Source organism: Burkholderia territorii, assembly GCF_001718335.1.
GTDB classification, from domain to species: domain Bacteria; phylum Pseudomonadota; class Gammaproteobacteria; order Burkholderiales; family Burkholderiaceae; genus Burkholderia; species Burkholderia territorii.
Genome location: NZ_CP013366.1, coordinates 1,109,599 through 1,132,162, shown reverse-complemented (window position 1 = coordinate 1,132,162; position 22,564 = coordinate 1,109,599). Strand labels below are relative to the sequence as shown.

The window sequence follows — 22,564 nt, the reverse complement described above, 5'->3', positions numbered from 1 at the left end:
TCAGGGAGTGGTTCGGGAAACAGCTGCGGGTGCAGGCGGCGGCGCGGCATCGGTCTCGGCGACCACGAACGACACTGCGTAGTCGCGTTCGTCGCTGACCGTCACGCGCGCCGTGATGCCGCGCGCGGCAAGCCAGTCGGCGAGCTCGCCCGACGCGACGACGTACGGTTCGCCGCTGCGCTGGTTGAGCGTCTGCAGCGCGCGCCATGTCATCGGCCAGTGCATGCCGAGCCCGATCGCCTTCGAGAACGCTTCCTTCGCGGAAAAGCGCGTCGCGAGAAACGCGATGCCGCGCGCCTCCGAGCGCGCACGGCGCGCATGGAACACGCGCAGCTCGTCGGGGCCGAGCACCTTTTCGGCGAACCGGCCGCCCGTGCGCTCGAGCACGGCCGCGATGCGGCTCACCTGCACGATGTCGGTGCCGATGCCGTAGATCGCCATTTCACCGCCCGCCGTGATGCGCGAACGGTGCCGGGCAGCAAGCGACGCACGCGCGCATGCCACGCATCGTCAACGCGCGCCGCCGTGCAGCGCGGCGACGCGTGCGGCGACCATGATCGCCTTCATCTCGCGCACCGCGTTGTCCCAGCCGGCGAAGATCGCGTGCGCGACGATCGCATGGCCGATGTTCAGCTCGACGATGCCGTCGATCGCGGCGATCTGCTGCACGTTCGTGTAATGCAGGCCGTGGCCGGCATTGACCTTCAGGCCCAGTTGCGCGCCCGCCTGCACGCCCGCGACGATGCGTTCGTATTCGCGTTGCTGCTCGGCCTCGTCGTGCGCATCGGCATAGCGTCCGGTGTGTAGTTCGACCACGGGCGCGCCGGCTTCGTGCGCGGCGCGGATCTGCGTCTCGTCCGGATCGATGAACAGCGACACGCGCACGCCGGCGTCGGCGAGCTGCCTGCATGCCGCGCGCACGGCCTCGAAGCGGCCGGCCACGTCGAGACCGCCTTCGGTCGTCAGCTCCTCGCGCTTCTCGGGCACGAGGCACGCGTCGTGCGGGCGCACTTCGCATGCGATGTCGAGCATCTCGGCCGTCACCGCGCATTCGAGGTTCATCCGCGTCTTCAGCAGCGGACGAAGCTTGCGCACGTCGGCATCGACGATGTGGCGGCGGTCTTCGCGCAGATGCAGCGTGATCGCATCCGCGCCGGCCTCTTCTGCGGCGAGCGCCGCGCGGATCGGATCGGGATAGGTCGTGCCGCGCGCATTGCGCAGCGTCGCGACGTGGTCGATGTTCACGCCGAGATCGATGGCGGTGGGCGTTGTCAGGAAGAAACTCATAGGTTTTGCAGGTCGATCAGGATCTGACGCGTGGCAAGCGGCGTACCGCCGAGATAGGTGTTCAGCAGGAAGCGCATCAGCGTCTTGCTTTGCGCGACCGTCTGGGCTCGATGGTAATCGTCCTGCTCCATGTCGAGCAACGTTTGTCCGGTAATCACCGGCCAGTGCGACGGTACGTCGTCGTCCGCATTGCGCACGCCGCGCTCGGGATCGAACACGTAATGGCGATCCGGCTCGACCGCACGGCGCGCGACCGTGCGGTTCAGCGCCATCGCATAGCCCGTCTCGCGCAGCAGCACACGCTCGAACGAACGCAGCACTTGCACCGCGGGTTCGCCGTGCGCAAGGCGCGTGAGCGTCAGCACGTAATGATTGAAGAGCGGCGGCTGCGGATCCTCGCGCGCGCAGAATTTCACGAGCAGCTCGTTCGCGTAGAAGCCGCATAGAAGCCCGTCGCCGCCGAGCGGGAGCATCCCGCCGACCCATTCGGCACCCGTCAGCGTGCGTACTTCGGATTTGCCCGACCAGGACAGCAGCAGCGGCTGGAACGTCTGCAGCACGCCGCGCAGCGCGGAGTGCGGGCGCTTCGCACCCTTCGCGACGAGCGCGAGCCGGCCGTGGTCGCGCGTGAGCACGTCGATGATCAGGCTCGTTTCCCGATACGGATAGCTGTGCAGCACGAATGCCGGCTGCTCGGAGACGCGGAAATCGGACGTGCGAGACGTCGCGCGCCGCGCCTTGCGACGCGGCGGTTCGGGCGGTGCCGGCAACGGCGCGTCGTTCGCGCCGGCGGTCACCGCGTCTTCGGTCGACGTCAGTGCGTCATTCGTACCCATAGGCGCGCAGCCCTGCCTCGTTGTCGGCCCACCCGCTCTTCACCTTCACGAAGGTCTCGAGGTACACGGGGCCGTCGAACAGTTTCTCCATGTCCATCCGCGCCTCGGTGCTGATCTGCTTGAGCTTCTCGCCCTTCTTGCCGATCACCATCGCCTTGTGCGAATCGCGCTCGACGAGAATCGTCGCGAAGATACGCTTCAGACGCCCTTCCTCCTCGAACTTGTCGATCAGCACGGTGCTCGTATACGGCAGCTCGTCGCCGGTCCAGCGGAACACTTTCTCGCGCAGGATTTCGGCCGCGAGGAAGCGCGAGCTGCGGTCGGTCAGTTCGTCCTCGCCGTAGATCGGCTCGCCTTCCGGCAGGTACGGCTTGATTGTGTCCAGCAGTCGCTTGATGTCTTCCGGCCGCTGTGCCGACAACGGCACGAGCTCGGTGAATTCGCGCAACCCGCTCATCTGCTGCATGAACGGGAACAGCGTCGCCTTGTCGGCGACGCGATCGATCTTGTTCGCGATCAGCAGCGTCGGCATGCCGGGCGGGATCAGGTCGAGCACCTTCTGGTCGTCGGGCCCGAAGCGGCCGGCCTCGATCACGAACAGGATCACGTCGACCGACGTGAGCGTCGACGTGACCGCGCGGTTCAGCGAGCGGTTCAGCGCGGTGCTGTGACGAGTCTGGAACCCGGGCGTGTCGACGAACACGAATTGCGCGTCGTCGAACGTGTTGATGCCGGTGATGCGATGGCGGGTCGTTTGCGCCTTGCGCGACGTGATGCTGATCTTCTGGCCGACGAGTGCGTTCATCAACGTCGACTTGCCGACGTTCGGACGGCCCACGATCGCGATCATGCCGCAACGGAAACCGGTAGGAGCGGGAGTGTTCATATCGTTTGGGAGACAGGTTCGGAAACGGCCGCGCGGCGCGCGGCACGATCGATGGGCAATTCAGTGATCGGCATCGGCCACGCGCGCCTGCGCGGCAGCGAGGCTCGCGCCGCCCTGCGGCGCGTCGGCGCCGGGCGCCGCTGTGTCGCGCGCGCGCGACGTCGCGCGTGAAGCGGCGTCGGAACCGGCGGCAGGCTTGTCGGCGGACGCGGCAGGATCGACCGCCTGGCCCGCCTGGCCCGCCTGCTTGTCGGCTGCACGGGGCGCGGCTTCCGCTGGCTTGTCGGCGCGATCGCCCGACTTGTCCGCCGCGCGCGAGCCGGCTTCGTTGCGATCCGACGGTTTCTCTGGCGCCTTCTCGGCCGTCGGCTTCGCGGGCCGGTCGGCCTTGTCCGCGCCCGTTTCCACATGCGCCGCGCGAATCGCGGCCATCGGCGCCTGCGTCGGCCGCTCGCCCGCGTTCGCACCGGCGTCGGCCGCGGCCGCCGCCTTCGCGTCACGCGCCGCGGCGCGCTCCTTCCGTTCCGGCGAACGCAGATCGAGCGCTTCCTGCACGCCCTTCACGCCCGGCACGATTTCGGGCTCGGCGTGCTTCGACCCGCGTGCGTTCTTCGAACGCTTCGGCTTCGCGGCCAGCATCGGGGCGGCCACCAGCACCTCGTCGAGCGCCTTCTTCGCGGCAGCCTGCTCGGCCGCGCGCCGGCTCGCGCCGGATCCCGACACCTTCACGTCGAGCTTCGGCACCGTGCATTCGACTTCGAACTGCTGATTGTGCGCCGCACCATGCGTCGCGACGACCGTGTAGGTCGGCAGCGCGATCTTGTGCCCCTGCAGGTACTCCTGTAGCAGCGTCTTCGCATCCTTGCCGAGCGTGCGCGGGTCGATGTGGTCGAGAATCGGGATATAGAGGCGCTTGATGACCCCTTGGGCGGCTTCGAAGCCGCCATCGAGGAATACCGCCCCGATGATGGCTTCGAACGCGTCCGCGAGGATCGACGGGCGACGGAAGCCGCCGCTGCGCAATTCGCCCTCGCCCAGCCGCAATCCTTCCGAAATATTGAGGGCCTGAGCGATTTCGTAGAGCGACTGTTGCTTGACGAGATTGGCGCGCACGCGCGACAGGTCGCCTTCGTCCAGCTTGCTGAAACGCTGGAACAAAAGGGCAGCCACCGCGCAATTCAGAACGGAATCGCCGAGAAACTCGAGCCGTTCATTGTGCGTGGCACTGTGACTGCGATGGGTCAAAGCCTGGCGCAGCAATTCCGCATTGCGAAATTCGTAGCGCAGCCGGCTTTCCAACTGGGATAGGGGCATGTGCAGGAGTATAACGCGGGCGCCGGTCGGGCCGAAACGGCACGGCCGGACGCGAAAAGGCGTGACGAGGCGGTGTTACCGCCGGTTCTTAAAGTAGTTCTGCAATACGCGACGCGGCCCGTGCGTCGCGCATTGCGTGCGAGTCGAACGCGATCAGTTGAAGGAACCGATGCGCTTCAGGTCGCCGAAGTTCATCCAGATGAAGAACGCGCGGCCGACGATGTTGTTGTCCGGCACGAAACCCCAGTAGCGGCTGTCCGCGCTGTTGTCGCGGTTGTCGCCCATCATGAAGTAGTGGCCCGGCGGCACCTTGCAGATCACGCCGCGGCTGTTGTACGTGCAGTTGTCGCGATACGGATAATCGTAGGCGCCCATCACGAACGGCGGCACGGCCGGATTGTTGAGGATCGCGTTCTTCTTCGTGCCGATCGTCTCCTCGAACTGCTTCGCGTAGTTCTGGCGCTCGTCGTCGAAGAAATCCGGCAGCGGCGTTTCGGGCACCGGCTGGCCGTTGATCGTCAGTTGCTTGTCCTGGTAGGCGACCGTGTCGCCCGGCAGGCCGATCACGCGCTTGATGTAGTCGACCGACTCGTCCTTCGGATAGCGGAACACGACGACGTCGCCGCGCGACAGCGGGCTGCCCTGCGTGATCTTCGTGTTCGTGATCGGCATGCGCAGGCCGTACTCGAACTTGTTGACGAGGATGAAGTCGCCGACCAGCAGCGTCGGCACCATCGAGCCCGACGGGATCTTGAACGGCTCGACGACGAACGAACGCACGACGAACACGGCCAGGATCACCGGGAAGAAGCTCGCGGTGTACTCGAGCCACCACGGCTGGCGCAGCTTCTCGTCGCGCAGCTTCGAACGCGTCTGCCCTGCGTTTTCGTCCGCGAAACGCTTGTCGATACGCGACTGCTGGCGATCGAACTCCTCGATCGCCGCGTCGGCCGCCTTGCGTCGCCGCGGCAGGAACACCAGTTTGTCCAACACCCACGCTACGCCCGTCACGACGACGAGCACAAAAAGAATCAGCGCAAAATTCATAAAAGGATCAGTCCTGTTATTTGTCTTCGACGCGCAAGATCGCGAGGAACGCTTCCTGCGGGATCTCGACCGAACCCACCTGCTTCATGCGTTTCTTACCTTCTTTCTGCTTCTCGAGCAGCTTCTTCTTTCGCGTGATGTCGCCGCCGTAGCACTTCGCGAGCACGTTCTTGCGCAGCGCCTTGATGTTCTCGCGCGCGACGATGTGCGCGCCGATCGCGGCCTGGATCGCCACGTCGTACATCTGGCGCGGAATGATCTCGCGCATCTTCGCGGCCACTTCGCGGCCGCGATACTGCGACTGCGAGCGGTGCACGATGATCGACAGCGCATCGACCTTGTCGCCGTTGATCAGCATGTCGACCTTCACCACGTCCGACGTGCGGTATTCCTTGAACTCGTAATCCATCGACGCATAACCGCGCGACACCGACTTCAGGCGATCGAAGAAGTCGAGCACGATTTCGGCCATCGGGATTTCGTACGTGAGCTGCACTTGCCGACCGTGATACTGCATGTTGATCTGCGAGCCGCGCTTCTGCTCGCACAGCGTGATCACGGAGCCGACGTAGTCCTGCGGCATGTACAGGTTCACGGTGACGATCGGCTCGCGGATCTCGGCGATGCGCGCGGGTTCCGGCATCTTCGCCGGGTTCTCGACCATGATCGTCGAACCGTCGCTCTGCACCACCTCATAGACGACCGTGGGTGCGGTCGTGATGAGATCCATGTCGAACTCGCGCTCGAGCCGCTCCTGCACGATTTCCATGTGCAGCAGCCCGAGGAAGCCGCAGCGGAAACCGAAGCCGAGCGCCTGCGACACTTCCGGCTCGTACTGCAGCGATGCGTCGTTCAGCTTGAGCTTCTCGAGCGACTCGCGCAGCGCGTCGTACTGGTTCGCCTCGACCGGATAGAGGCCCGCGAACACCTGCGGCTTCACTTCCTTGAAGCCCGGCAGCGGCTCGGTGGCGGCCTTGGTCGCGTGCGTGACGGTATCGCCGACCTTCGCGGCCGTCAGTTCCTTGATGCCGGCGATGATGAAGCCCACCTGCCCGGCCGACAGCGATTCGAGATTGCGCGACTTCGGCGTAAACACGCCGATATGCTCGACCGGGTATTGCGCGCCCGTCGCCATCAGCTTGATCTTGTCCTTCGGGCGCAGCGTGCCGTTGACGATTCGCACGAGCATCACGACGCCGACGTAGTTGTCGAACCACGAGTCGATGATCAACGCCTGCAGCGGCGCGGCCGGATCGCCCTTCGGCGGCGGCACCTTCGCGATCAGCGCTTCGAGCACATCCTCGACGCCGAGACCCGTCTTCGCGCTGCAGCGCGTCGCGTCGGTCGCGTCGATGCCGATCACGTCCTCGATCTCCTCGATCGCGTTCTCGGGGTTCGCGGCCGGCAGGTCGATCTTGTTCAGCACCGGCACGACCTCGACGCCGAGCTCGATCGCCGTGTAGCAGTTCGCGACCGTCTGCGCCTCGACGCCCTGGCTCGCGTCGACCACGAGCAGCGCACCTTCGCACGCGGACAGCGAGCGGCTGACTTCGTACGAGAAGTCGACGTGCCCCGGCGTATCGATCAGGTTGAGGTTGTAGACCTTGCCGTCGCGGGCGCGATAGGACAGTGCTGCCGTCTGCGCCTTGATCGTGATGCCGCGTTCGCGCTCGATATCCATCGAATCGAGCACCTGCGCTTCCATTTCACGGTCGGCGAGGCCGCCGCATACCTGGATGATGCGATCCGCGAGCGTCGACTTGCCATGGTCGATGTGCGCGATGATCGAGAAATTGCGAATATGATCCATTCAGTGCCGATCAAGCGAAAAAGGCGCGCTCGACGACTGCGGAGCACGCCTTGTAAGTCGGTGAAAAAACGGCTTATTTTAGCCGAAAAGGCCTTTGCCGGGCGGTAATTTGGGGCGCCTGGTCGAGCACGCCCGGTCAGGGCGCCGTGCCGCCGACCTCGGCGGGCAGCTCGCCACCGCAACCGGTCGCCCGGACGGCGCGGCCGGCCACGGGGCCAGGTTCAGCGGCGCGCCGTCAGCGCGCCGCGCACCCTCGTCTCGTCGAACCGGTGGCGGCACACTTCCGTGCCGTCCAGCAGCAGAACCGGCACGTCCTCGTCGTAACGGGCAACGAGCGCCGGATCGGCATCGATGTCGACGTAGTCGACGGCAATGCCGAATTCGGCCGCCACCGGTGCCAGCGCGTCGCGCATGTCGTCGCACAGGTGGCACCAGCCGCGGCCGTAGAGCGTGAACATCGGCGCGTTACTTCTGGACCGGGCGCGGGCGCACCGGCACGAACTGCGTGTTGTCGCCGCGCCGCACGAGCACCGCGACCGCCTTCTGCGGATCGAGCTGCGCGGTCACGTCGGCGAACTGCTTCGCGCTCGTGATGTCGGTGTCGCCGACGCGCAGCACGATGTCGCCGCGCTGCAGGCCCGCGCGGGCCGCCGGACCGTCGACGCCGTCGATCTGCACGCCGTTCTTCAGCTTCAGCGACTTCATCTGGTCAGCCGAAAGGTCACTGACCGTCAAGCCGAGTGAATTGGCCTGGCGCGGCTTCTGCGGCACATTCTTGCGCTGCTCGGCCTTCGCCGTCGTCTCCGCCGGCGTCTCGGCGATCGTGATCGGCACCTCGCGCGCCTGGCCCTTGCGCCACACGCTGACGGTCGCCTTCGTTCCCGGCTTGGTGTCGCCCACCATGCGCGGCAGGTCCGACGCCGCATCGACCGGGCGGCCGTTGAACTTCAGGATGATGTCGCCCGGCTGGATGCCCGCCTTGTCGGCCGGACCGCCCGGCTCGACGCTGCTGACGAGCGCGCCTTCCGCCTTCGGCAGCCCGATCGAGTCGGCCACGTCCTTCGTCACCTCGCCGATTGCCACCGCGATGCGGCCGCGCGTGACCTTGCCGGTCGCCTTCAGCTGGTCTGCCACGCGCATCGCCTCGTCGATCGGGATCGCGAACGAAATGCCCATGAAACCGCCGGTGCGGCTGTAGATCTGCGAGTTGATGCCGATCACCTCGCCCTGCATGTTGATCAGCGGGCCGCCCGAGTTGCCGGGGTTGACCGCGACGTCGGTCTGGATGAACGGCAGGTAATCGCCCGTGTTGCGGCTCTTCGAGCTCACGATGCCGGCCGTCACGGTGTTGTCGAGGCCGAACGGCGAACCGATCGCGACGACCCACTCGCCGACGCGCACCTTGTTCGAATCGCCGATCGCGACGACCGGCAGATTCGATGCCTGGATCTTGACGACCGCGACGTCCGTGCGGTCATCCACGCCGACCAGCTTGGCCTTGAATTCCCGCTTGTCGGTCAGCGTCACGTAGATGGTGTCCGCGTCGTCGACGACGTGCGCGTTGGTCATCACGTAGCCGTCCGCCGACACGATGAAGCCCGAACCGACGCCGCGGTTCTGCTCGGTGTCGGGCGGGTTGTCCGGCGCCGGCGCGTTCTTCGGGTTGCCGTTGCCGCCACCGTTGCCGGGCGCCTGCGGCAGCGGAATGCCGAAGAAGCGGCGGAAGAATTCCGACATGTCGCCGTTGTCGAAGCCCGGCGGCAGCACGCCGCGCGGCCCGGGCGTCGGCACGTTCGCGGTGGTCCGGATGTTCACGACCGCCGGCCCGACCTTCTCGACCAGATCGGCGAAGTCGGGCAGGCTGGCAGCGGGAGGCGTGACAGCCGCCGCGGGTTGCGGGACGAGCGGCAGGCAGGCACACAGCGCCGCCGCCGCGAGCACTTTGCGCAGCGTGAGTTTCGTCATGTCGGAAGCCGTAGCGTTACTTGGAAGCCTTGTATTCTATGGCAGACGCGAACTGCTGCAACGTGGCCGGCGGCACTTCGCCGAGCACGGTGATCCAGTAGTCGCCGCGACGCTTCACGAGAACGTGGGTCGCGCCCGTGCTGCCCGCGCCTTCCTTGCGCGTGTTCTTTTCGGCCGGCTCGATGAAGACGGAGATCGTCGCGAGGCCGTCGGTGAACACCGCCTGATCGACCGGAATCGGCGGATCGCCCGCGTCGCGCGCGGCCATCGGCCGGCGCACCTCGCGAATCTTCCGGAACCCGGCGATGGTCGGTGCGATCTGCCAGCCCTGCGCTTCCATGTCGACCGCCGCGACCGGCGGGCGAACGACCGTCCAGCCGTTCAAGTTGCGCATGCCGGCCGCGATCGCGGATTTGTCGCCTGCCGTGCCGCCCGTCTGGATTTGCGAAAACGCGACCTGTTCGAGCACGTGATCGCTCGCATCGAGCGTCTGCGAACGCAGCAGCAGCCCGGTGCGGGTATCGGCCCACAGCTTGTACGTGAACCGGTACGCATCCTTCGGCACGAGCTCGACCACTTGCGCGTCGACCCCGGCCACGCGGTCCTTGCCGAGCAGCTTCGCGTCATAAACGGACATCACCTGCTCGCCGCCCGCGCCGAGCAACGCAGGGAACGAATCGCGCGTCTGGCGGCGCTCGACCACGCACAACTTGCGCTCGGGAACGAACGTGTACAACTCGTCGTTGTGCCGCAGAACCTTGCGCGGCTTGCCGTCGAGCGACTCGATCCGCTCGAACTCGCCGTCGCGGGACGCCACGTGCGCGATACGCGACGACTGGACATAGCCGCCGCGCTGGTAAACGAACGTACCCTCGTAGCTCTGCTGCTGGGCCGCCTGCTGGATGCGATCGAGCCAGTCCGCCGCACCCTTGCGGGTCGCGACGGGATCGTCCGGTTGCTGCGCGCTGGCTGGGAGGGATTGAACGGACAACAGGGCGGCTGCGCAAAGCAGGAGGGCCGGCAGCCGCTTCCATCCGGAGATGGCGTGATTCAACTGCAATGTCCGCATCGGGTTTATTGGCCTGGCGTGGTGGTCACGGCAGCGCGGATCAGCGGCATCGAGCCCGTGACGACGGGCTGCTGCGCGAATTGCTGGTGCGCTTCAAGGTATTGGTCGAGACTTGCGTCGCGGATGATGTTGACATCCTGCAGGCCCGGCTGCGCCGATGCCTGCGCAACCGTCACGCGCTGCAGGTTGCCGCTCTGCGGTGCGCCTGTCGATGCGACCTGGACGGCGCCCGGCGCACCGGCCGTCTGCATCTGCGGAACGACGATCCACGTCAGCGTGGCGGCCGCGGCGGCCACCGCGAACGCGGGCACGACCCGCCGGCGCAGCGACAGCAGCTTGCGCGCGACCGGCGCGGCGGCCGGCGCGAGCAGGTGCGGCTCGCTTTCGAGCGCGGCCGACATGCGCGCGGTGAACGCGGCACTCAGCGCGGGCGACAGCGCGAGCTCGTCCGAGCGCAGCGCATCGCCGATCAGGTGGTAATGGGCCCACGCAGCGCGATCCGCGCGGTCGAGCTCAGCCAGAAACTGCCCGTGATCCGGGCCGTCGAACAGTTCACCGTCGACCAGAGCGGAAAGGCGCTCGCCGCGCGAGCACGCTTGCGACTGCGTATTGACCGACCCCATGATGCTCCCCATCTTGCACACACCCCGTCGTGACTTCACGACTCTATCCGTAACTAGACCCCGACCCGCGTCGTTGCACCCGTCGCGCTTACCAGCGCTTGCCTTCGGGTGTATCGAGCAGCGGACGCAATTTCGCAGCGATTGCCTCGCGTGCCCGGAAGATCCGCGACCGGACCGTCCCGATCGGGCAATCCATCATTTCCGCGATCTCTTCGTAGCTCAGGCCCTCGATCTCGCGCAGCGTGATCGCCTGGCGCAGCTCTTCGGGCAGGACGGCCATTGCAGCGTTGACCGTCTCGGCAATCTGCTTGCTCATCAACATCGACTCAGGCGTGTTGATATCCCTTAGTTGGTCTGCGTCGGAGAAAGTTTCCGCTTCCTCGGCATCGGCCTCGGTGGAGGTCGGTGCCCGGCGGCCCTGCGTCGCAAGGTAGTTCTTCGCCGTATTGACGGCAATCCGGTACAACCACGTGTAGAACGCGGACTCGCCGCGAAATTGCGGCAGCGCACGATACGCCTTGATGAACGCGTCCTGGGCCACATCCTCGACCTCGGCGGGATCCCGCACGAGGCGCGAGATCAGCCGAATGATCTTGCGGTGGTATTTGGAGACCAGGAGTTCGAACGCTGCCTTGTCGCCCTTCTGTACGCGCTCGACCAGAGCCTGATCGATTTCTTTTTCACTCACCTGACAAATCCGTTAACTAGGGATGCAACGCGGAGCGTTATTGTAGCGTTCCGGCGCCGGCCGCTGGTTACGGTCGGTAACCGTGTCGCCGTCATGCCCGCGCCGCCGCGCCCGCGGTACGCGCCAGCACGGACAGCGCGCTGAACGACGCGGCGTCGAGCGCGTCGGCAGGAATCAGCAGCGGCCGCGCACGCCGGGCGCCCTGCCCGACCGACAGCACGAGCAGCACGCTGCTCCAGTGTGCATGGCCGGTCACGCGGCCCCGGGCCAGCAAGCGCCCGGTGCGGCCAAACGCCGCAATCTCCCCGAATGCATCGATCTGCAGCTCGGCAGGCAGCCGGCGGGCACAGGCCCGTGCGGCACACACGGCAAGCAGTGCAGCCGTCACCGCGGACACGCATGCGCCGGCGGCGGCACCGGCCCGCGGCGCCCAGAACAGGTACGCGGACGCGGCGGCCGCCGCGACGAACACGGCCAGCACGACATACGACACGGCCGAGGCCCGCAACGCAAAACGCTGCGGACGCCCGGCCGGAGCATCGAATGGACTCGTCAAGCGATTTCAGCGTCAGACGCGCTTGAACACCAGCGTGCCGTTGGTACCGCCGAAGCCGAAGTTGTTCTTCACGGCAACGTCGATCTTCATGTCACGCGCGGTGTTTGCGCAGTAATCGAGATCGCACTCGGGGTCCTGGTTGAAGATGTTGATGGTCGGCGGCGACACGTTGTTGTGCAGCGCGAGCACCGTGAACACCGACTCGAGACCACCCGCGCCACCGAGCAGGTGGCCCGTCATCGACTTCGTCGAGTTCACGACCATCTTGTACGCGTGCTCGCCGAAGGCCGCCTTCACCGCATCGGACTCGTTCTTGTCGCCGAGCGGCGTCGACGTGCCGTGCGCGTTCAGGTACTGGACCTCGTCCGGATTCACGCCGGCATCGCGCAGTGCCGCGACCATGCAGCGGCGCGGGCCGTCCATGTTCGGCGCGGTCATGTGATACGCGTCGCCCGTCATGCCGAAGCCCGAGACTTCCGCATAGATCTTCGCGCCGCGCGCCTTCGCCGCTTCGTACTCCTCGAGCACCATCACGCCCGCGCCTTCGCCCAGCACGAAGCCGTCGCGGTCCTTGTCCCACGGACGGGACGCGGTGGCCGGATCGTCATTGCGGGTCGACAGCGCACGCGCTGCCGCGAAACCGCCGATGCCCAACGGAGACACCGTCGACTCCGCGCCGCCGGCGACCATCACGTCGGCGTCGCCGGCCTGGATCAGGCGCGCCGCGAGGCCGATGCTGTGCAGACCGGTCGTGCAGGCCGTCACGGCCGCGAGGTTCGGGCCCTTCAGGCCGAACATGATGCTCAGGTGGCCCGAGATCATGTTGATGATCGAACCCGGCACGAAGAACGGCGAAATGCGACGTGCGCCGCGATCGACGTACGTCTGGTGCGTGTCTTCGATCATCGGCAGGCCGCCGATGCCGGAGCCGACCAGCACGCCGATGCGTTCCGCATTGGCTTCGTTCACTTCGAGGCCGCTGTCGCGCATCGCCTGGACACCGGCTGCGATGCCGTAATGGATGAACGTATCCATGTTCCGGGCTTCCTTCGCCGGGATGTACTCCTCGGCGTTGAAACCCTTCACTTCGCCCGCGAAATGGCACGCGAGGTTCGACGCATCGAACTTGGTGACGGTGGCGATGCCGGACTTGCCGGCGACGAGATTGGCCCAGCCGTCGGCAACATTATTGCCAACAGGCGAAATCAGCCCCAGGCCTGTAACGACAACACGACGGCGGCTCACGGTAACCTCTTTTCCATTGGATGACAAAAGCAAAAGCCACAGTGGCCACAGGAACCAGCCCTGCGAGCCCTGCGGCTGTTAGTCCGTCCGGCGCGGTTGCCGGCAGGATGGCGCGTCAAACGCGAAGATCGCGGCGACGTGGCAGACAAGCGCGAAAGGCGCTTACGCCTTGACGTTTGCGCGAGCGTAGTCGATCGCTTGCTGAACGGTCGTGATCTTCTCTGCTTCTTCGTCCGGGATTTCCATGCCGAACTCGTCTTCGAGCGCCATCACCAGTTCAACCGTGTCGAGCGAGTCCGCGCCCAGATCGTTCACGAACGATGCTTCGTTCTTGATCTCGGCTTCTGCGACGCCCAGTTGCTCAGCGACGATCTTCTTGACACGTTGTTCGATGTTATCCATTACCCCTCCGAGGGAAAGTTCAGATTTACAAGTGCGCGCATTTTATCAGGTTTGCTGACGCCAAAACGCGCGTTGGCTTGATGGTCGATCAAGCGCCGATCCGCCTGAAAAACGGGATACGGCGCGGATGGTAAACGAAAACCGTTACGACATGTACATGCCGCCGTTCACGTGCAGCGTCGTGCCGGTGATGTAACCGGCCTGCGGCGATGCGAGGAACGCAACGGCATGGGCGATGTCTTCCGGGCTGCCGAGGCGGCCGAGCGGAATCTGGGTCTTGAGCGCGGCCTGCTGTTCTTCCGGCAGCGTCTTCGTCATGTCGGTATCGATGAAGCCCGGCGCGACACAGTTCACCGTGATGCCGCGGCTGCCGATCTCGCGCGCGAGCGCGCGCGTCATGCCCGCGACGCCGGCCTTCGCGGCCGCGTAGTTGGCCTGCCCCGGGTTGCCGGCCGAGCCGACCACCGACGTGATGTTGATGATGCGCCCGCCGCGGGCCTTCATCATCGGACGCAGCACTGCGCGCGACAGCCGGAACACCGACTTCAGGTTGGTGTCGATCACCGCGTCCCAGTCCTCGTCCTTCATCCGCATCGCGAGCTGGTCCTGCGTGATCCCGGCGTTGTTGACGAGCACGTGCAGCGCGCCGAATTCCTTCACGGTCGCGTCGATCAGCGCTTCGGCTGCCGCCGCGTCGTTGACGTTCAGCACCGCGCCGCGCCCGGTCACGCCTGCTTGCTCGAACCCCGCGGTAATCGCGGCGGCGCCCGATTCGCTCGTCGCCGTGCCGATCACCGTCGCGCCCAGGCGCGCGAGTTCGAGCGCGATCGCCCGGCCGATGCCGCGCGACGCGCCGGTCACGATCGCGACCTGTTTATCGAGAGTCTTTTCCATGAATCGAATATCCGTCTCTTGAGGAAAGGCGCCGCGTCAGGCGGCCGCCAGCTTCAGTGCTTCGTCGAGCGAAGCCGGATCGAACACCGATGCGCCGACCAGGTTGCCGTCGATGCGCTTGGTCAGGCCCGCCAGCACCTTGCCCGGGCCGCACTCGATCACGTGCGTGACGCCCGTGCCCGCGATGTGTTGCACGCACTCGACCCAGCGCACCGGGCCCGCGGCCTGGCGCACCAACGCGTCCTTGATCGCGGCCGGATCGCTGACCACCGCGACGTCGATGTTGTTGACCACCGGAATCTGCGGCGCCTTCACGTCGACGCTCGCGAGATAGTCGCGCAGCTGGTCCGACGCCGGCTTGAGCAGCGACGAATGGAACGGAGCCGACACGGGCAGCGGCAGCGCGCGCTTCGCGCCCTTTGCCTTCGCGATCTCGCAGGCCTTCTCGACGGCCGCCTTCGCGCCCGCGATCACGACCTGCGCCGGCGCGTTGAAGTTCACGGCTTCGACGACGCCCGCCTGCGCGGCTTCGGCACACACCGCGCGCACCGTGTCGTCGTCGAGACCCAGGATCGCGGCCATGCCGCCCTCGCCGACCGGCACGGCCGTCTGCATCGCCTGCGCGCGAAAGCGCACGAGCGGCACCGCGTCCTTGAACGCGATCGCGCCCGCGGCGACGAGCGCCGTGTATTCGCCGAGGCTGTGACCCGCGACGATCGACGGTGCCGAGCCGCCGGCCTGCTGCCATGCGCGATAGCACGCGTAGGCAGCCGTCAGCATCACGGGCTGCGTGTTCGTGGTCAGATTCAGTTCTTCGGCCGGACCTTCGGCGATCAGTTTGCCGAGATCCTGATTGAGTGCATCGGATGCTTCCTGGAGCGTCTCGCGCACGACGGCCAGATCGGCGAATGCGTTGAGCATGCCGACCGATTGCGAGCCCTGCCCCGGAAAAACGAATGCAAATTTCATATCGTCCCCAATTGAATCGATTCGGACGGCGCGCGCGAACGGCGCGCCGGTTCGGGATCCGCGCGCAGCAAGTGCGCGCCGCGGATCAGTAGCGGAAGACGGATGCGCCCCACGTGAAACCGCCGCCGACGCCCTCGATCAGCACGTGCTGACCGCGCTGGATGCGGCCGTCGCGCACCGCGGCGTCGAGCGCGAGCGGGATCGATGCAGCCGACGTGTTGCCGTGCTGATCGACCGTCACGACCATGCGCTCCTGCGGCAGGCCGAGCTTGCGGCAGGTGCTGGTCATGATGCGGATGTTGGCCTGGTGCGGAATCAGCCAGTCGATCTGCTCGGGCGCGAGATTCGCCTTGGCGAGCGCCTCGATCGCGACCTTTTCGAGCACGTTCACCGCGAGCTTGAACACGGCCTGCCCGTCCATGTGCAGGAACGCGCTGCCGTCGATCACGCCGCGATTGACGTTGCCCGGCGTGCAGAGGATGTTCGAATAGCTGCCGTCCGCGTGCAGCGCGCTGCCGAGCACGCCCGGCTCGTCCGACGCGGACAGGATCACCGCGCCCGCGCCGTCACCGAACAGCACGCAGGTCGTGCGGTCCTTGAAATCGAGAATGCGCGAGAACGTCTCCGCGCCGACGATGAGCGCCGTGCGATGCTGGCCGCTGCGAATGAAGCTGTCGGCCGTCGCCATCGCATACGCGAAGCCCGAGCACACGGCCTGCACGTCGAATGCCGCGCCGCCGTTCTTGATGCCGAGCTTGTTCTGCAGCAGGCACGCCGTGCTGGGGAACACGAAATCGGGGGTCGAAGTCGCGACGATGATCAGGTCGATCGACTGCGGATCGATGTCGGCCGCCTCGATCGCTCGACGCGACGCTTCGAGCGCGAGATCGCTCGTCGTGACGTCCGGTGCGGCGAAGTGACGCGCATGGATGCCCGTGCGCGCAACGATCCACTCGTCGCTCGTCTCGATGCCTTCCTTCGCGAGACGATCGGCGAGCTGCTGGTTCGTGACGCGGTCGGGCGGCAGGTAGCTGCCCGTGCCGAGCACGCGGGAATAGAGAGTCGATTGGGCCATTTATGCTTTAGAGGATTGCGCAGCGGAAGGTTCGGCGTGATGGCCTGCGGCCGGGCTCGTCTGGCCCGCGCCGCCCGCGTCGTGTTCGCCGTCGCCGAGCGACGCCGAATTGTCTGCCATCGCGCGCGTGAGGCGCTCCAGCACGCCGTTTTTGACGGCATCATACCCGCGTTTGATCGCCCACTCAAACGCGTACGCGTCGGCCGAACCGTGGCTTTTGATCACCAGGCTCTTCAGTCCCAGCAGCGCCGCGCCGTTGTACTGACGGTGATCGACGCGCTTCTTGAAGCGCATCAGCACCGGCAGTGCGAGCAGCGCCATCAGCTTCGACATCAGCGAGCGGCCGAACTCTTCGCGGATGATGTCGGACAGCATCTGCGCGAGCCCTTCGGACGTCTTCAGCGCGACGTTGCCGACGAAGCCGTCGCAGACGATCACGTCGACGGTGCCCTTGTAGATGTCGTTGCCTTCCACGTTGCCGCGGAAATTCAGCGTGCTGGCGCGCAGCAGTTCACCCGCGCGCTTGATCGTCTCGTTGCCCTTGATGACCTCTTCGCCGATGTTCAGCAGGCCGATCGTCGGACGCTCCTTGCCCTCGAGCGCGGCGACGAGCGCATGCCCCATCTCCGCGAACTGCAGCAGGTGCTGCGGCTCGCAGTCGACGTTCGCGCCGAGGTCCAGCATCATCGTGTAGCCGGTCGGGTTCGGCAGTGCGAACGCGATCGCGGGCCGCTCGATGCCGGGCAGCGTCTTGAGCACATAACGGGAAACGGCCATCAGTGCGCCGGTGTTGCCGGCGGAGATACAGGCCTGGGCCGCGCCTTCCTTGACGTGGTTGAGCGCGACACGCATCGAAGAATCCTTCTTCTTGCGCAGCGCCACTTCGACAGGGTCGTCCATCGCCACGACTTCGGTGGCGGGCACGATGGTCAGCGCGGGATCGTCGAGGGCTTTCAGCTTTTTCAGCTGAGCGCGGATCGCGCTGTCGATGCCGACGAGCATCAGGTGCGCATCGGAATGCGCGCGAACGAACTTGACTGCCGCGGGAACGGTCACGGACGGGCCGTGGTCGCCTCCCATGCAATCGATTGTGAGCTTTACGGTCATGGAATGCGACGAATTTCAGGCACAAAAAAGCGGCAGTTGAATGCCGCCTTTTTGTTGAGCCAGGAAAGTGTCAAGCGAACCAGTTGTCACGCGAACGGCGATCGTAGCGCGCAACGCGTGACTTGACGCTTAGTCGTTCTTCGTCTTGACGACTTTCTTGCCGCGATAGTAGCCGTTCGGGCTGACGTGGTGACGCAGGTGCACTTCACCCGTGCTCGGCTCGACTGCCAGCGGCGCTGCCGTCAGGAAATCGTGCGAACGATGCATGCCGCGCTTCGACGGCGACTTCTTGTTTTGCTGGACTGCCATGACTAACTCCTAAATAATTTTCCGGATTCTAACACAGCCCGATCCGGCGCTTAACTACCCTGGCCCAAAGCCCTTACGCCTTCCCGCGCCACAACTGCTTAGTGTTTCTTGCCGCCGTCCCCGTCCTTCTTCAGCGCTTGCAGCGCCGCGAACGGATTCGGCCGTTTGCCTTCGTCCTCGTCTTCGGCGGACTCGTCGTCCGCGTCTTCCGAAGGACCGCTCGCACCCGACACGAGGCTTTCGTGAACTGCCGGGCAAACCTCGTGCTTGGGCACGAGCGGCAACGAAAGCAGCAACTCCTCTTCGATCAAGTCGACGAGATCGAACTGGCGCGAGCCCACGATCACATCGGCTTCATCGTCGTCGAGCGGAAATTCTTCAGCTTCTTCTTCGGTCGTAACGACCCGGTACGTCATGTCGACGTCGAACGTCTGGTCGTACGGGGTCATGCAGCGCTGGCACGTGAGCCACGCATGGCCGTGCACCGCGAGGCGCAGATACGGCTGCTGCCCATCGGCGCCGTCGTCCTGCAACTCCTTCTGGGTGAACCCTTCGGCCTGCCACGTGAAGACCGTGTCGCGATCGGGCGCGTCAGCCGGCACTTCGTTCAGCATGCGCGGCAGCTGCGACAGGCGCACGGCACCGGCTGCCTGCCGCCCGCTGCGGGCGAATTCGAACAGGTCGACTGCGTGCGGATCAAGCGATGCCGCAGGTTTGCCAGAAGAAGTGTTCATGTTGCGCTCCTGCCTACAGGCTGACTGCGGGATCCGGCTTGTGGCGCCGCACTTTCGGCGCCGCGCACGTGCGCGATCTACGCCGCGTACGATTACGTACTTTACTTCCGAAGACCCGGCAGGCGCCACCGCGGTGAAAGCCTGCCGACGAAAAGCGGGAAAGCATACCTGTTTTACCTTTTGCGGTCAATCACTTATGCTTGCGCCCTCGCAACACCGCGCCACACCTGACGACTCATCGACCCAATCGACCATGCCGGATACCGTTTGCCGCCCGCCGCGGCTGATTCTCGCCTCCAGTTCCCGCTACCGCCGCGCGCTCCTCGAGCGCCTCGGCCTGCCGTTCGACGTCATGTCGCCCGACCTCGACGAAACCCCGCTCGCAGGCGAAACGCCGGCCGCGACCGCGCTGCGTCTCGCCGGCGCGAAGGCGCGCGCGGTCGCCGCGACGATCGATGCGCCGGACGGCGTGCTCGTGATCGGGTCGGACCAGGTCGCGACGTTCGACGGCCGCCAGATCGGCAAGCCCGGCACGCACGAGCGCGCGCTCGCTCAGCTCCTGTCGATGCAGGGTCGCGACGTCGAATTCCACAGCGCGCTCAGCCTGTATGACAGCCGCACGGGCGAAAGCTGGAGCGAGGACGTCGTCACGCACGTGCGCTTCCGCTCGCTGCCCGAAGCCGAACTCGACGCGTACTTGCGCGCGGAAACGCCGTACGACGTCGCCGGCAGCGCGAAGTCCGAAGGGCTCGGCATCGCGCTGCTGGATGCCATCGACTCGAACGACCCGACGGCGCTCGTCGGCCTGCCGCTGATCGCGCTCACGCGGATGCTGCGCGACGCGGGCTATCCGCTCTTTGCCACCCACGGAGACCGCGCATGACCGCCGGCACGCTCTACCTCGTCCCGAACACGCTCGGCGAAGGCGATGCATCGATGCTCGCCGCCGTGCTGCCCGCCGCCGTGCAGGCGCGCGCCGGCACGCTCGGCTATTACATCGGCGAAAACGCGAAAACGACCCGCGCGTTCCTGAAGAAGATCGGCACGACGCGGCCGATCCAGGAAATCGAGATCCGGGAACTGAACGTCAATACGCCGGCCGGCGAGATCGACCGGCTGCTCGCACCGGTGCTCGCAGGCGCGGACGCCGGGCTCGTGTCCGAGGCCGGCTGCCCCGCCGTTGCCGATCCTGGCGCGCTGCTGGTCCGCCGCGCGCACGAGCGCGGCGTGAAGGTCGTGCCGCTCGTCGGGCCGAGCTCGATCCTGCTCGCGCTGATGGCCTCGGGCCTGAACGGCCAGAGTTTCGCGTTCAACGGCTATCTGCCGGTCGATGCGGCCGCGCGCGCGAAACGCCTGCGCGAACTCGAGCAATTGTCGCGCAAGGCACGCCAGACGCAGATCTTCATCGAGACGCCGTACCGGAATCACTCGATGCTCGATACGCTCGTCGCCACCTGTGCGCCGTCGACGCAGATCTGCGTCGCGGCCGATCTGACCCTCGAGACCGAGACCATCGCCAGCCGCTCGGTGGCCGACTGGAAAAAGGCGCCTGCGCCGAATCTGCACAAGCGCCCCGCCATCTTCCTGCTGCTCGCGAACTGAGCTCCGCACCGGTCGCAGCGCTGGCGGCACGGGGCGTCGTGCCCCGATCGCCGCGGTGGCGGCCGGCCGCCGCTCAGCGCAGGCCGAACGAGGCGCCGCCTGCGGTCAGCGCCTTCATCGCGGCACCGCCGACCGCCGCGCCGAACTTGCGCGCAACGCGATTCGTCAGGCTTTCCTTCACCGTGTAGTCGACGAGATCCGGCGCCTTCAGCACGTCGCGGGCAACCGTGTCGGTCGTGCCATAGCCGTCGGCCAGCCCGAGTTCGACGCTCTTCTCGCCCGTCCAGAACAGGCCCGAGAACATGTCGGGCGTCTCGTGCAGCCGCTTGCCGCGGCCATCCTTCACCGCCTTGATGAACTGCGCATGAACCTGGTCGAGCAGCGCCTGCGCATGGGCGTCCATCTTCGGCGTCTCGGGCGAGAACGGGTCGTAGAAGCCCTTGTTTTCGCCCGACGTGTGCAGGCGGCGATCGATGCCCAGCTTGCCCATCAGGCCCGTGAAGCCGAACCCGTCCATCAGCACGCCGATCGAGCCGACGATACTCGCCTTGTCGACGAAGATCTTGTCGGCGGCGGACGCAATGTAATAGCCGCCCGATGCGCACATGTCGGTCACGACGACGTACAACGGCTTGTCCGGATACTTCTTGCGCAGCCGGCGGATCTCGTCATAGACCATTCCCGCCTGCACCGGGCTGCCGCCCGGGCTGTTGATCCGCAGCACGACGCCGGCCGTGCCGCTGTCGTCGAAAGCGGCGTCCAGCGCCGTATTGATGTCGTCGGCGTTCGCGTTGGTGCCCGCCGCGATCTCGCCGTCGATCGTCACCAGCGCCGTATGGCGCCCGCTCGACGCGAACTTCGAGTCGCTCGAGAAATCGATCAGCGCGAACGCGAGCAGCACGAATACGCCGAGGAACGCAAAGCGGAAGAAGATCTTCCAGCGTCGCGCGGCGCGCTGTTCCTTGACGGCCGCCAGCGCGATCCGCTCGAGCGCTGCACGCTCCCAGTTCGGTTCGCGGCTGTCGGGACGGGACGAGGAATCGGGGATGTTCGGTTGGTCGGCCATGCAGTAATGTCTTCAGTCGGTCGTGGCGGAAGGGGGCGCAGCGGCAGGCCCCAGGTCGGCATCCGGTACCCAGAATACCGCACGCCCGTCCGGCGTGTCGCGCTCGTCCACCTCGACCGCCCGCAGGCGGCCGCCGCGGCACGGGCCGCCGACACACTTTCCGGTATCGGGCGCGTAGATCGCGCCGTGCGTCGCGCACATCAGGTACAGGCCCGACGACTCGAAGAACTGCCCTTCTGCCCAGTCGAGCTCCATCGGCACGTGCGCGCAGCGGTTCAGGTAACCGTACGCACGACCCTCGTAGCGCACGAAGAACACGACCGCCTGCTCGCCGCGCAACGACGCGTCGACACGCACGCCGGCGCCGCCGTCGGCCAGCGCATCCGATGCGCACACACGCACGGCTTCCGGCGCCGTGCTCATGCGTGCTCCCGCAGCCACGCCGCCAGCGCGCCGACGTCCGGCGCGACGAAGCGCGGCGTCAGCGCGGCCAGCGCATCGGCCGTGTGCGCGCCGTACGACACGCCGATGCCCGCGGCCCCGGCGCTGGCGGCCATCTGCAGGTCGTGCGTGGTGTCGCCGATCATCACGGTACGCGCAAGATCCTGCCCCAATTCGCGGGACAGTTCATGCAGCATCGCCGGGTGCGGCTTGGAGAACGTCTCGTCCGCGCAGCGCGTCGCATCGAACAGGCTCGTCAGCTTCGACTGGTCGAGCACGCGGTTCAGCCCGACCCGGCCCTTGCCGGTCGCGACCGCGAGCAGATAACCCGTGTCGCGCAATTCCGCGAGCAGTTCGCGCACGCCGGCGAACAGCTCGATGCGCTGATCGTCCAGCAAATAGTGATAGCGGTAGCGTTCGGCAAGCCGCGAATAATCGGAAGGATCGAGGGTCGGTGCCGTAATCTGCAACGCATCGCGCAGGCCGAGGCCGATCACGTAGCGGGACGCCTCGTCCGACGGCGCGGGCAGGCCGAGATCGCGGCACGCGGCCTGGATGCTGTGCGCGATGTGCGCAGTCGAATCCATCAGCGTGCCGTCCCAGTCGAAGACGATCAGGTCAAATTGCTGTCGGGCCATG

At 66.2% G+C, this 22,564-nt stretch carries 26 protein-coding genes; 2 read left to right on the top strand and 24 right to left on the bottom strand.

What is annotated here, in order from left to right; all coding sequences use genetic code 11:
* The 21 genes from acpS to WS51_RS15855 all read right to left on the bottom strand — a co-directional run bounded on the left by acpS (window position 1) and on the right by WS51_RS15855 (window position 18,816).
* The gene (gene acpS, locus WS51_RS15955) at window positions 1-441 is read right to left on the bottom strand and encodes a holo-ACP synthase (RefSeq protein WP_059545210.1); all 441 of its coding nucleotides are present in this window, start codon (window positions 439-441) and stop codon (window positions 1-3) included.
* A 69-nt stretch (window positions 442-510) separates the two neighbouring features.
* Complete coding sequence (gene pdxJ, locus WS51_RS15950; RefSeq protein WP_059447973.1) at window positions 511-1,287, bottom strand: pyridoxine 5'-phosphate synthase; 777 nt, start codon at window positions 1,285-1,287, stop codon at window positions 511-513.
* A complete protein-coding gene (gene recO / locus WS51_RS15945) occupies window positions 1,284-2,123 on the bottom strand; it encodes a DNA repair protein RecO (RefSeq protein ID WP_059447972.1) in 840 nt (279 codons plus the stop codon). Before recO ends, pdxJ begins: the two co-directional genes overlap by 4 nt.
* Window positions 2,110-3,009 carry a GTPase Era gene (gene era / locus WS51_RS15940; protein WP_041490532.1) on the bottom strand — a complete coding sequence of 300 codons (900 nt, stop codon included), beginning with the start codon at window positions 3,007-3,009 and terminating at the stop codon, window positions 2,110-2,112. Before era ends, recO begins: the two co-directional genes overlap by 14 nt.
* A gap of 60 nt (window positions 3,010-3,069) precedes the next feature.
* Window positions 3,070-4,323 (bottom strand): ribonuclease III, encoded by a 1,254-nt coding sequence (rnc, locus tag WS51_RS15935; protein WP_069229432.1) that lies wholly within the window; start codon window positions 4,321-4,323, stop codon window positions 3,070-3,072.
* A 153-nt stretch (window positions 4,324-4,476) separates the two neighbouring features.
* On the bottom strand, window positions 4,477-5,370 hold the full coding sequence (lepB, locus tag WS51_RS15930; RefSeq protein ID WP_059447970.1) for a signal peptidase I: 894 nt from the start codon (window positions 5,368-5,370) through the stop codon (window positions 4,477-4,479).
* 16 nt (window positions 5,371-5,386) lie between these two features.
* Entirely contained in the window at window positions 5,387-7,180 is a 1,794-nt protein-coding gene (gene lepA / locus WS51_RS15925; RefSeq protein ID WP_059447969.1) for a translation elongation factor 4, read from the bottom strand.
* Window positions 7,181-7,401: 221 nt separating this feature from the next.
* A complete protein-coding gene (locus tag WS51_RS15920; protein WP_059447968.1) occupies window positions 7,402-7,638 on the bottom strand; it encodes a glutaredoxin family protein in 237 nt (78 codons plus the stop codon).
* A gap of 7 nt (window positions 7,639-7,645) precedes the next feature.
* Window positions 7,646-9,145, bottom strand: coding sequence for a DegQ family serine endoprotease (locus tag WS51_RS15915; RefSeq protein WP_059447967.1), 1,500 nt, complete (start codon window positions 9,143-9,145; stop codon window positions 7,646-7,648).
* A gap of 16 nt (window positions 9,146-9,161) precedes the next feature.
* On the bottom strand, window positions 9,162-10,214 hold the full coding sequence (locus WS51_RS15910) for a MucB/RseB C-terminal domain-containing protein (RefSeq protein ID WP_059447966.1): 1,053 nt from the start codon (window positions 10,212-10,214) through the stop codon (window positions 9,162-9,164).
* A gap of 5 nt (window positions 10,215-10,219) precedes the next feature.
* A complete protein-coding gene (locus tag WS51_RS15905; protein WP_059502868.1) occupies window positions 10,220-10,837 on the bottom strand; it encodes a sigma-E factor negative regulatory protein in 618 nt (205 codons plus the stop codon).
* An 88-nt stretch (window positions 10,838-10,925) separates the two neighbouring features.
* Window positions 10,926-11,525 (bottom strand): RNA polymerase sigma factor RpoE, encoded by a 600-nt coding sequence (rpoE, locus tag WS51_RS15900; protein WP_006752490.1) that lies wholly within the window; start codon window positions 11,523-11,525, stop codon window positions 10,926-10,928.
* Between the two features lie 91 nt (window positions 11,526-11,616).
* Complete coding sequence (locus WS51_RS15895) at window positions 11,617-12,081, bottom strand: protein YgfX (RefSeq protein ID WP_059545204.1); 465 nt, start codon at window positions 12,079-12,081, stop codon at window positions 11,617-11,619.
* Window positions 12,082-12,093: 12 nt separating this feature from the next.
* On the bottom strand, window positions 12,094-13,326 hold the full coding sequence (gene fabF / locus WS51_RS15890; protein ID WP_059447964.1) for a beta-ketoacyl-ACP synthase II: 1,233 nt from the start codon (window positions 13,324-13,326) through the stop codon (window positions 12,094-12,096).
* 162 nt (window positions 13,327-13,488) lie between these two features.
* A complete protein-coding gene (gene acpP, locus WS51_RS15885) occupies window positions 13,489-13,728 on the bottom strand; it encodes an acyl carrier protein (RefSeq protein ID WP_004197638.1) in 240 nt (79 codons plus the stop codon).
* Between the two features lie 144 nt (window positions 13,729-13,872).
* Window positions 13,873-14,622 carry a 3-oxoacyl-ACP reductase FabG gene (gene fabG / locus WS51_RS15880; protein WP_059447963.1) on the bottom strand — a complete coding sequence of 250 codons (750 nt, stop codon included), beginning with the start codon at window positions 14,620-14,622 and terminating at the stop codon, window positions 13,873-13,875.
* Window positions 14,623-14,658: 36 nt separating this feature from the next.
* Window positions 14,659-15,591, bottom strand: a complete 933-nt coding sequence (gene fabD / locus WS51_RS15875; protein WP_069229431.1) for an ACP S-malonyltransferase — start codon at window positions 15,589-15,591, stop codon at window positions 14,659-14,661.
* Window positions 15,592-15,676: 85 nt separating this feature from the next.
* Entirely contained in the window at window positions 15,677-16,666 is a 990-nt protein-coding gene (locus tag WS51_RS15870; RefSeq protein ID WP_069229430.1) for a beta-ketoacyl-ACP synthase III, read from the bottom strand.
* The gene (plsX, locus tag WS51_RS15865) at window positions 16,667-17,773 is read right to left on the bottom strand and encodes a phosphate acyltransferase PlsX (RefSeq protein WP_059447960.1); all 1,107 of its coding nucleotides are present in this window, start codon (window positions 17,771-17,773) and stop codon (window positions 16,667-16,669) included.
* Window positions 17,774-17,902: 129 nt separating this feature from the next.
* Entirely contained in the window at window positions 17,903-18,082 is a 180-nt protein-coding gene (gene rpmF, locus WS51_RS15860; RefSeq protein ID WP_006051932.1) for a 50S ribosomal protein L32, read from the bottom strand.
* Between the two features lie 98 nt (window positions 18,083-18,180).
* Window positions 18,181-18,816: a YceD family protein gene (locus WS51_RS15855; protein ID WP_059447959.1), complete on the bottom strand. Its 636-nt coding sequence runs from the start codon at window positions 18,814-18,816 to the stop codon at window positions 18,181-18,183.
* A gap of 253 nt (window positions 18,817-19,069) precedes the next feature.
* Here WS51_RS15855 and WS51_RS15850 point away from each other — a divergent pair, with 253 nt between their 5' ends.
* Both WS51_RS15850 and WS51_RS15845 read left to right on the top strand, forming a co-directional pair.
* Entirely contained in the window at window positions 19,070-19,699 is a 630-nt protein-coding gene (locus tag WS51_RS15850) for a Maf-like protein (protein WP_059502876.1), read from the top strand.
* Window positions 19,696-20,418 carry an SAM-dependent methyltransferase gene (locus tag WS51_RS15845; protein ID WP_069229429.1) on the top strand — a complete coding sequence of 241 codons (723 nt, stop codon included), beginning with the start codon at window positions 19,696-19,698 and terminating at the stop codon, window positions 20,416-20,418. Before WS51_RS15850 ends, WS51_RS15845 begins: the two co-directional genes overlap by 4 nt.
* Before the next feature lie 73 nt (window positions 20,419-20,491).
* Here WS51_RS15845 and WS51_RS15840 read toward each other — a convergent pair whose 3' ends face one another.
* The 3 genes from WS51_RS15840 to WS51_RS15830 are packed head-to-tail and all read right to left on the bottom strand — an operon-like array spanning window position 20,492 to window position 22,563.
* A complete protein-coding gene (locus WS51_RS15840; protein WP_059545196.1) occupies window positions 20,492-21,484 on the bottom strand; it encodes a S49 family peptidase in 993 nt (330 codons plus the stop codon).
* A gap of 12 nt (window positions 21,485-21,496) precedes the next feature.
* Complete coding sequence (locus tag WS51_RS15835) at window positions 21,497-21,907, bottom strand: Rieske (2Fe-2S) protein (RefSeq protein ID WP_059545195.1); 411 nt, start codon at window positions 21,905-21,907, stop codon at window positions 21,497-21,499.
* Window positions 21,904-22,563, bottom strand: a complete 660-nt coding sequence (locus WS51_RS15830) for an HAD-IA family hydrolase (RefSeq protein ID WP_059502883.1) — start codon at window positions 22,561-22,563, stop codon at window positions 21,904-21,906. Before WS51_RS15830 ends, WS51_RS15835 begins: the two co-directional genes overlap by 4 nt.
* Window position 22,564: the final 1 nt, after the last annotated feature.

What these genes read in the sequence shown, in the direction of transcription:
- WS51_RS15845 (WP_069229429.1), top strand. Translation starts at nt 19,696, where the DNA reads ATGACCGCCGGCACGCTCTACCTCGTCCCGAACACGCTCGGCGAAGGC.
- WS51_RS15870 (WP_069229430.1), bottom strand. Translation starts at nt 16,666, where the DNA reads ATGGCCCAATCGACTCTCTATTCCCGCGTGCTCGGCACGGGCAGCTAC.
- WS51_RS15835 (WP_059545195.1), bottom strand. Translation starts at nt 21,907, where the DNA reads ATGAGCACGGCGCCGGAAGCCGTGCGTGTGTGCGCATCGGATGCGCTG.
- WS51_RS15910 (WP_059447966.1), bottom strand. Translation starts at nt 10,214, where the DNA reads ATGCGGACATTGCAGTTGAATCACGCCATCTCCGGATGGAAGCGGCTG.
- WS51_RS15920 (WP_059447968.1), bottom strand. Translation starts at nt 7,638, where the DNA reads ATGTTCACGCTCTACGGCCGCGGCTGGTGCCACCTGTGCGACGACATG.
- rnc (WP_069229432.1), bottom strand. Translation starts at nt 4,323, where the DNA reads ATGCCCCTATCCCAGTTGGAAAGCCGGCTGCGCTACGAATTTCGCAAT.
- lepA (WP_059447969.1), bottom strand. Translation starts at nt 7,180, where the DNA reads ATGGATCATATTCGCAATTTCTCGATCATCGCGCACATCGACCATGGC.
- acpS (WP_059545210.1), bottom strand. Translation starts at nt 441, where the DNA reads ATGGCGATCTACGGCATCGGCACCGACATCGTGCAGGTGAGCCGCATC.
- rpmF (WP_006051932.1), bottom strand. Translation starts at nt 18,082, where the DNA reads ATGGCAGTCCAGCAAAACAAGAAGTCGCCGTCGAAGCGCGGCATGCAT.
- pdxJ (WP_059447973.1), bottom strand. Translation starts at nt 1,287, where the DNA reads ATGAGTTTCTTCCTGACAACGCCCACCGCCATCGATCTCGGCGTGAAC.
- fabG (WP_059447963.1), bottom strand. Translation starts at nt 14,622, where the DNA reads ATGGAAAAGACTCTCGATAAACAGGTCGCGATCGTGACCGGCGCGTCG.
- lepB (WP_059447970.1), bottom strand. Translation starts at nt 5,370, where the DNA reads ATGAATTTTGCGCTGATTCTTTTTGTGCTCGTCGTCGTGACGGGCGTA.
- era (WP_041490532.1), bottom strand. Translation starts at nt 3,009, where the DNA reads ATGAACACTCCCGCTCCTACCGGTTTCCGTTGCGGCATGATCGCGATC.
- WS51_RS15855 (WP_059447959.1), bottom strand. Translation starts at nt 18,816, where the DNA reads ATGAACACTTCTTCTGGCAAACCTGCGGCATCGCTTGATCCGCACGCA.
- WS51_RS15915 (WP_059447967.1), bottom strand. Translation starts at nt 9,145, where the DNA reads ATGACGAAACTCACGCTGCGCAAAGTGCTCGCGGCGGCGGCGCTGTGT.
- plsX (WP_059447960.1), bottom strand. Translation starts at nt 17,773, where the DNA reads ATGACCGTAAAGCTCACAATCGATTGCATGGGAGGCGACCACGGCCCG.
- WS51_RS15830 (WP_059502883.1), bottom strand. Translation starts at nt 22,563, where the DNA reads ATGGCCCGACAGCAATTTGACCTGATCGTCTTCGACTGGGACGGCACG.
- WS51_RS15905 (WP_059502868.1), bottom strand. Translation starts at nt 10,837, where the DNA reads ATGGGGTCGGTCAATACGCAGTCGCAAGCGTGCTCGCGCGGCGAGCGC.
- WS51_RS15850 (WP_059502876.1), top strand. Translation starts at nt 19,070, where the DNA reads ATGCCGGATACCGTTTGCCGCCCGCCGCGGCTGATTCTCGCCTCCAGT.
- recO (WP_059447972.1), bottom strand. Translation starts at nt 2,123, where the DNA reads ATGGGTACGAATGACGCACTGACGTCGACCGAAGACGCGGTGACCGCC.
- acpP (WP_004197638.1), bottom strand. Translation starts at nt 13,728, where the DNA reads ATGGATAACATCGAACAACGTGTCAAGAAGATCGTCGCTGAGCAACTG.
- fabD (WP_069229431.1), bottom strand. Translation starts at nt 15,591, where the DNA reads ATGAAATTTGCATTCGTTTTTCCGGGGCAGGGCTCGCAATCGGTCGGC.
- WS51_RS15840 (WP_059545196.1), bottom strand. Translation starts at nt 21,484, where the DNA reads ATGGCCGACCAACCGAACATCCCCGATTCCTCGTCCCGTCCCGACAGC.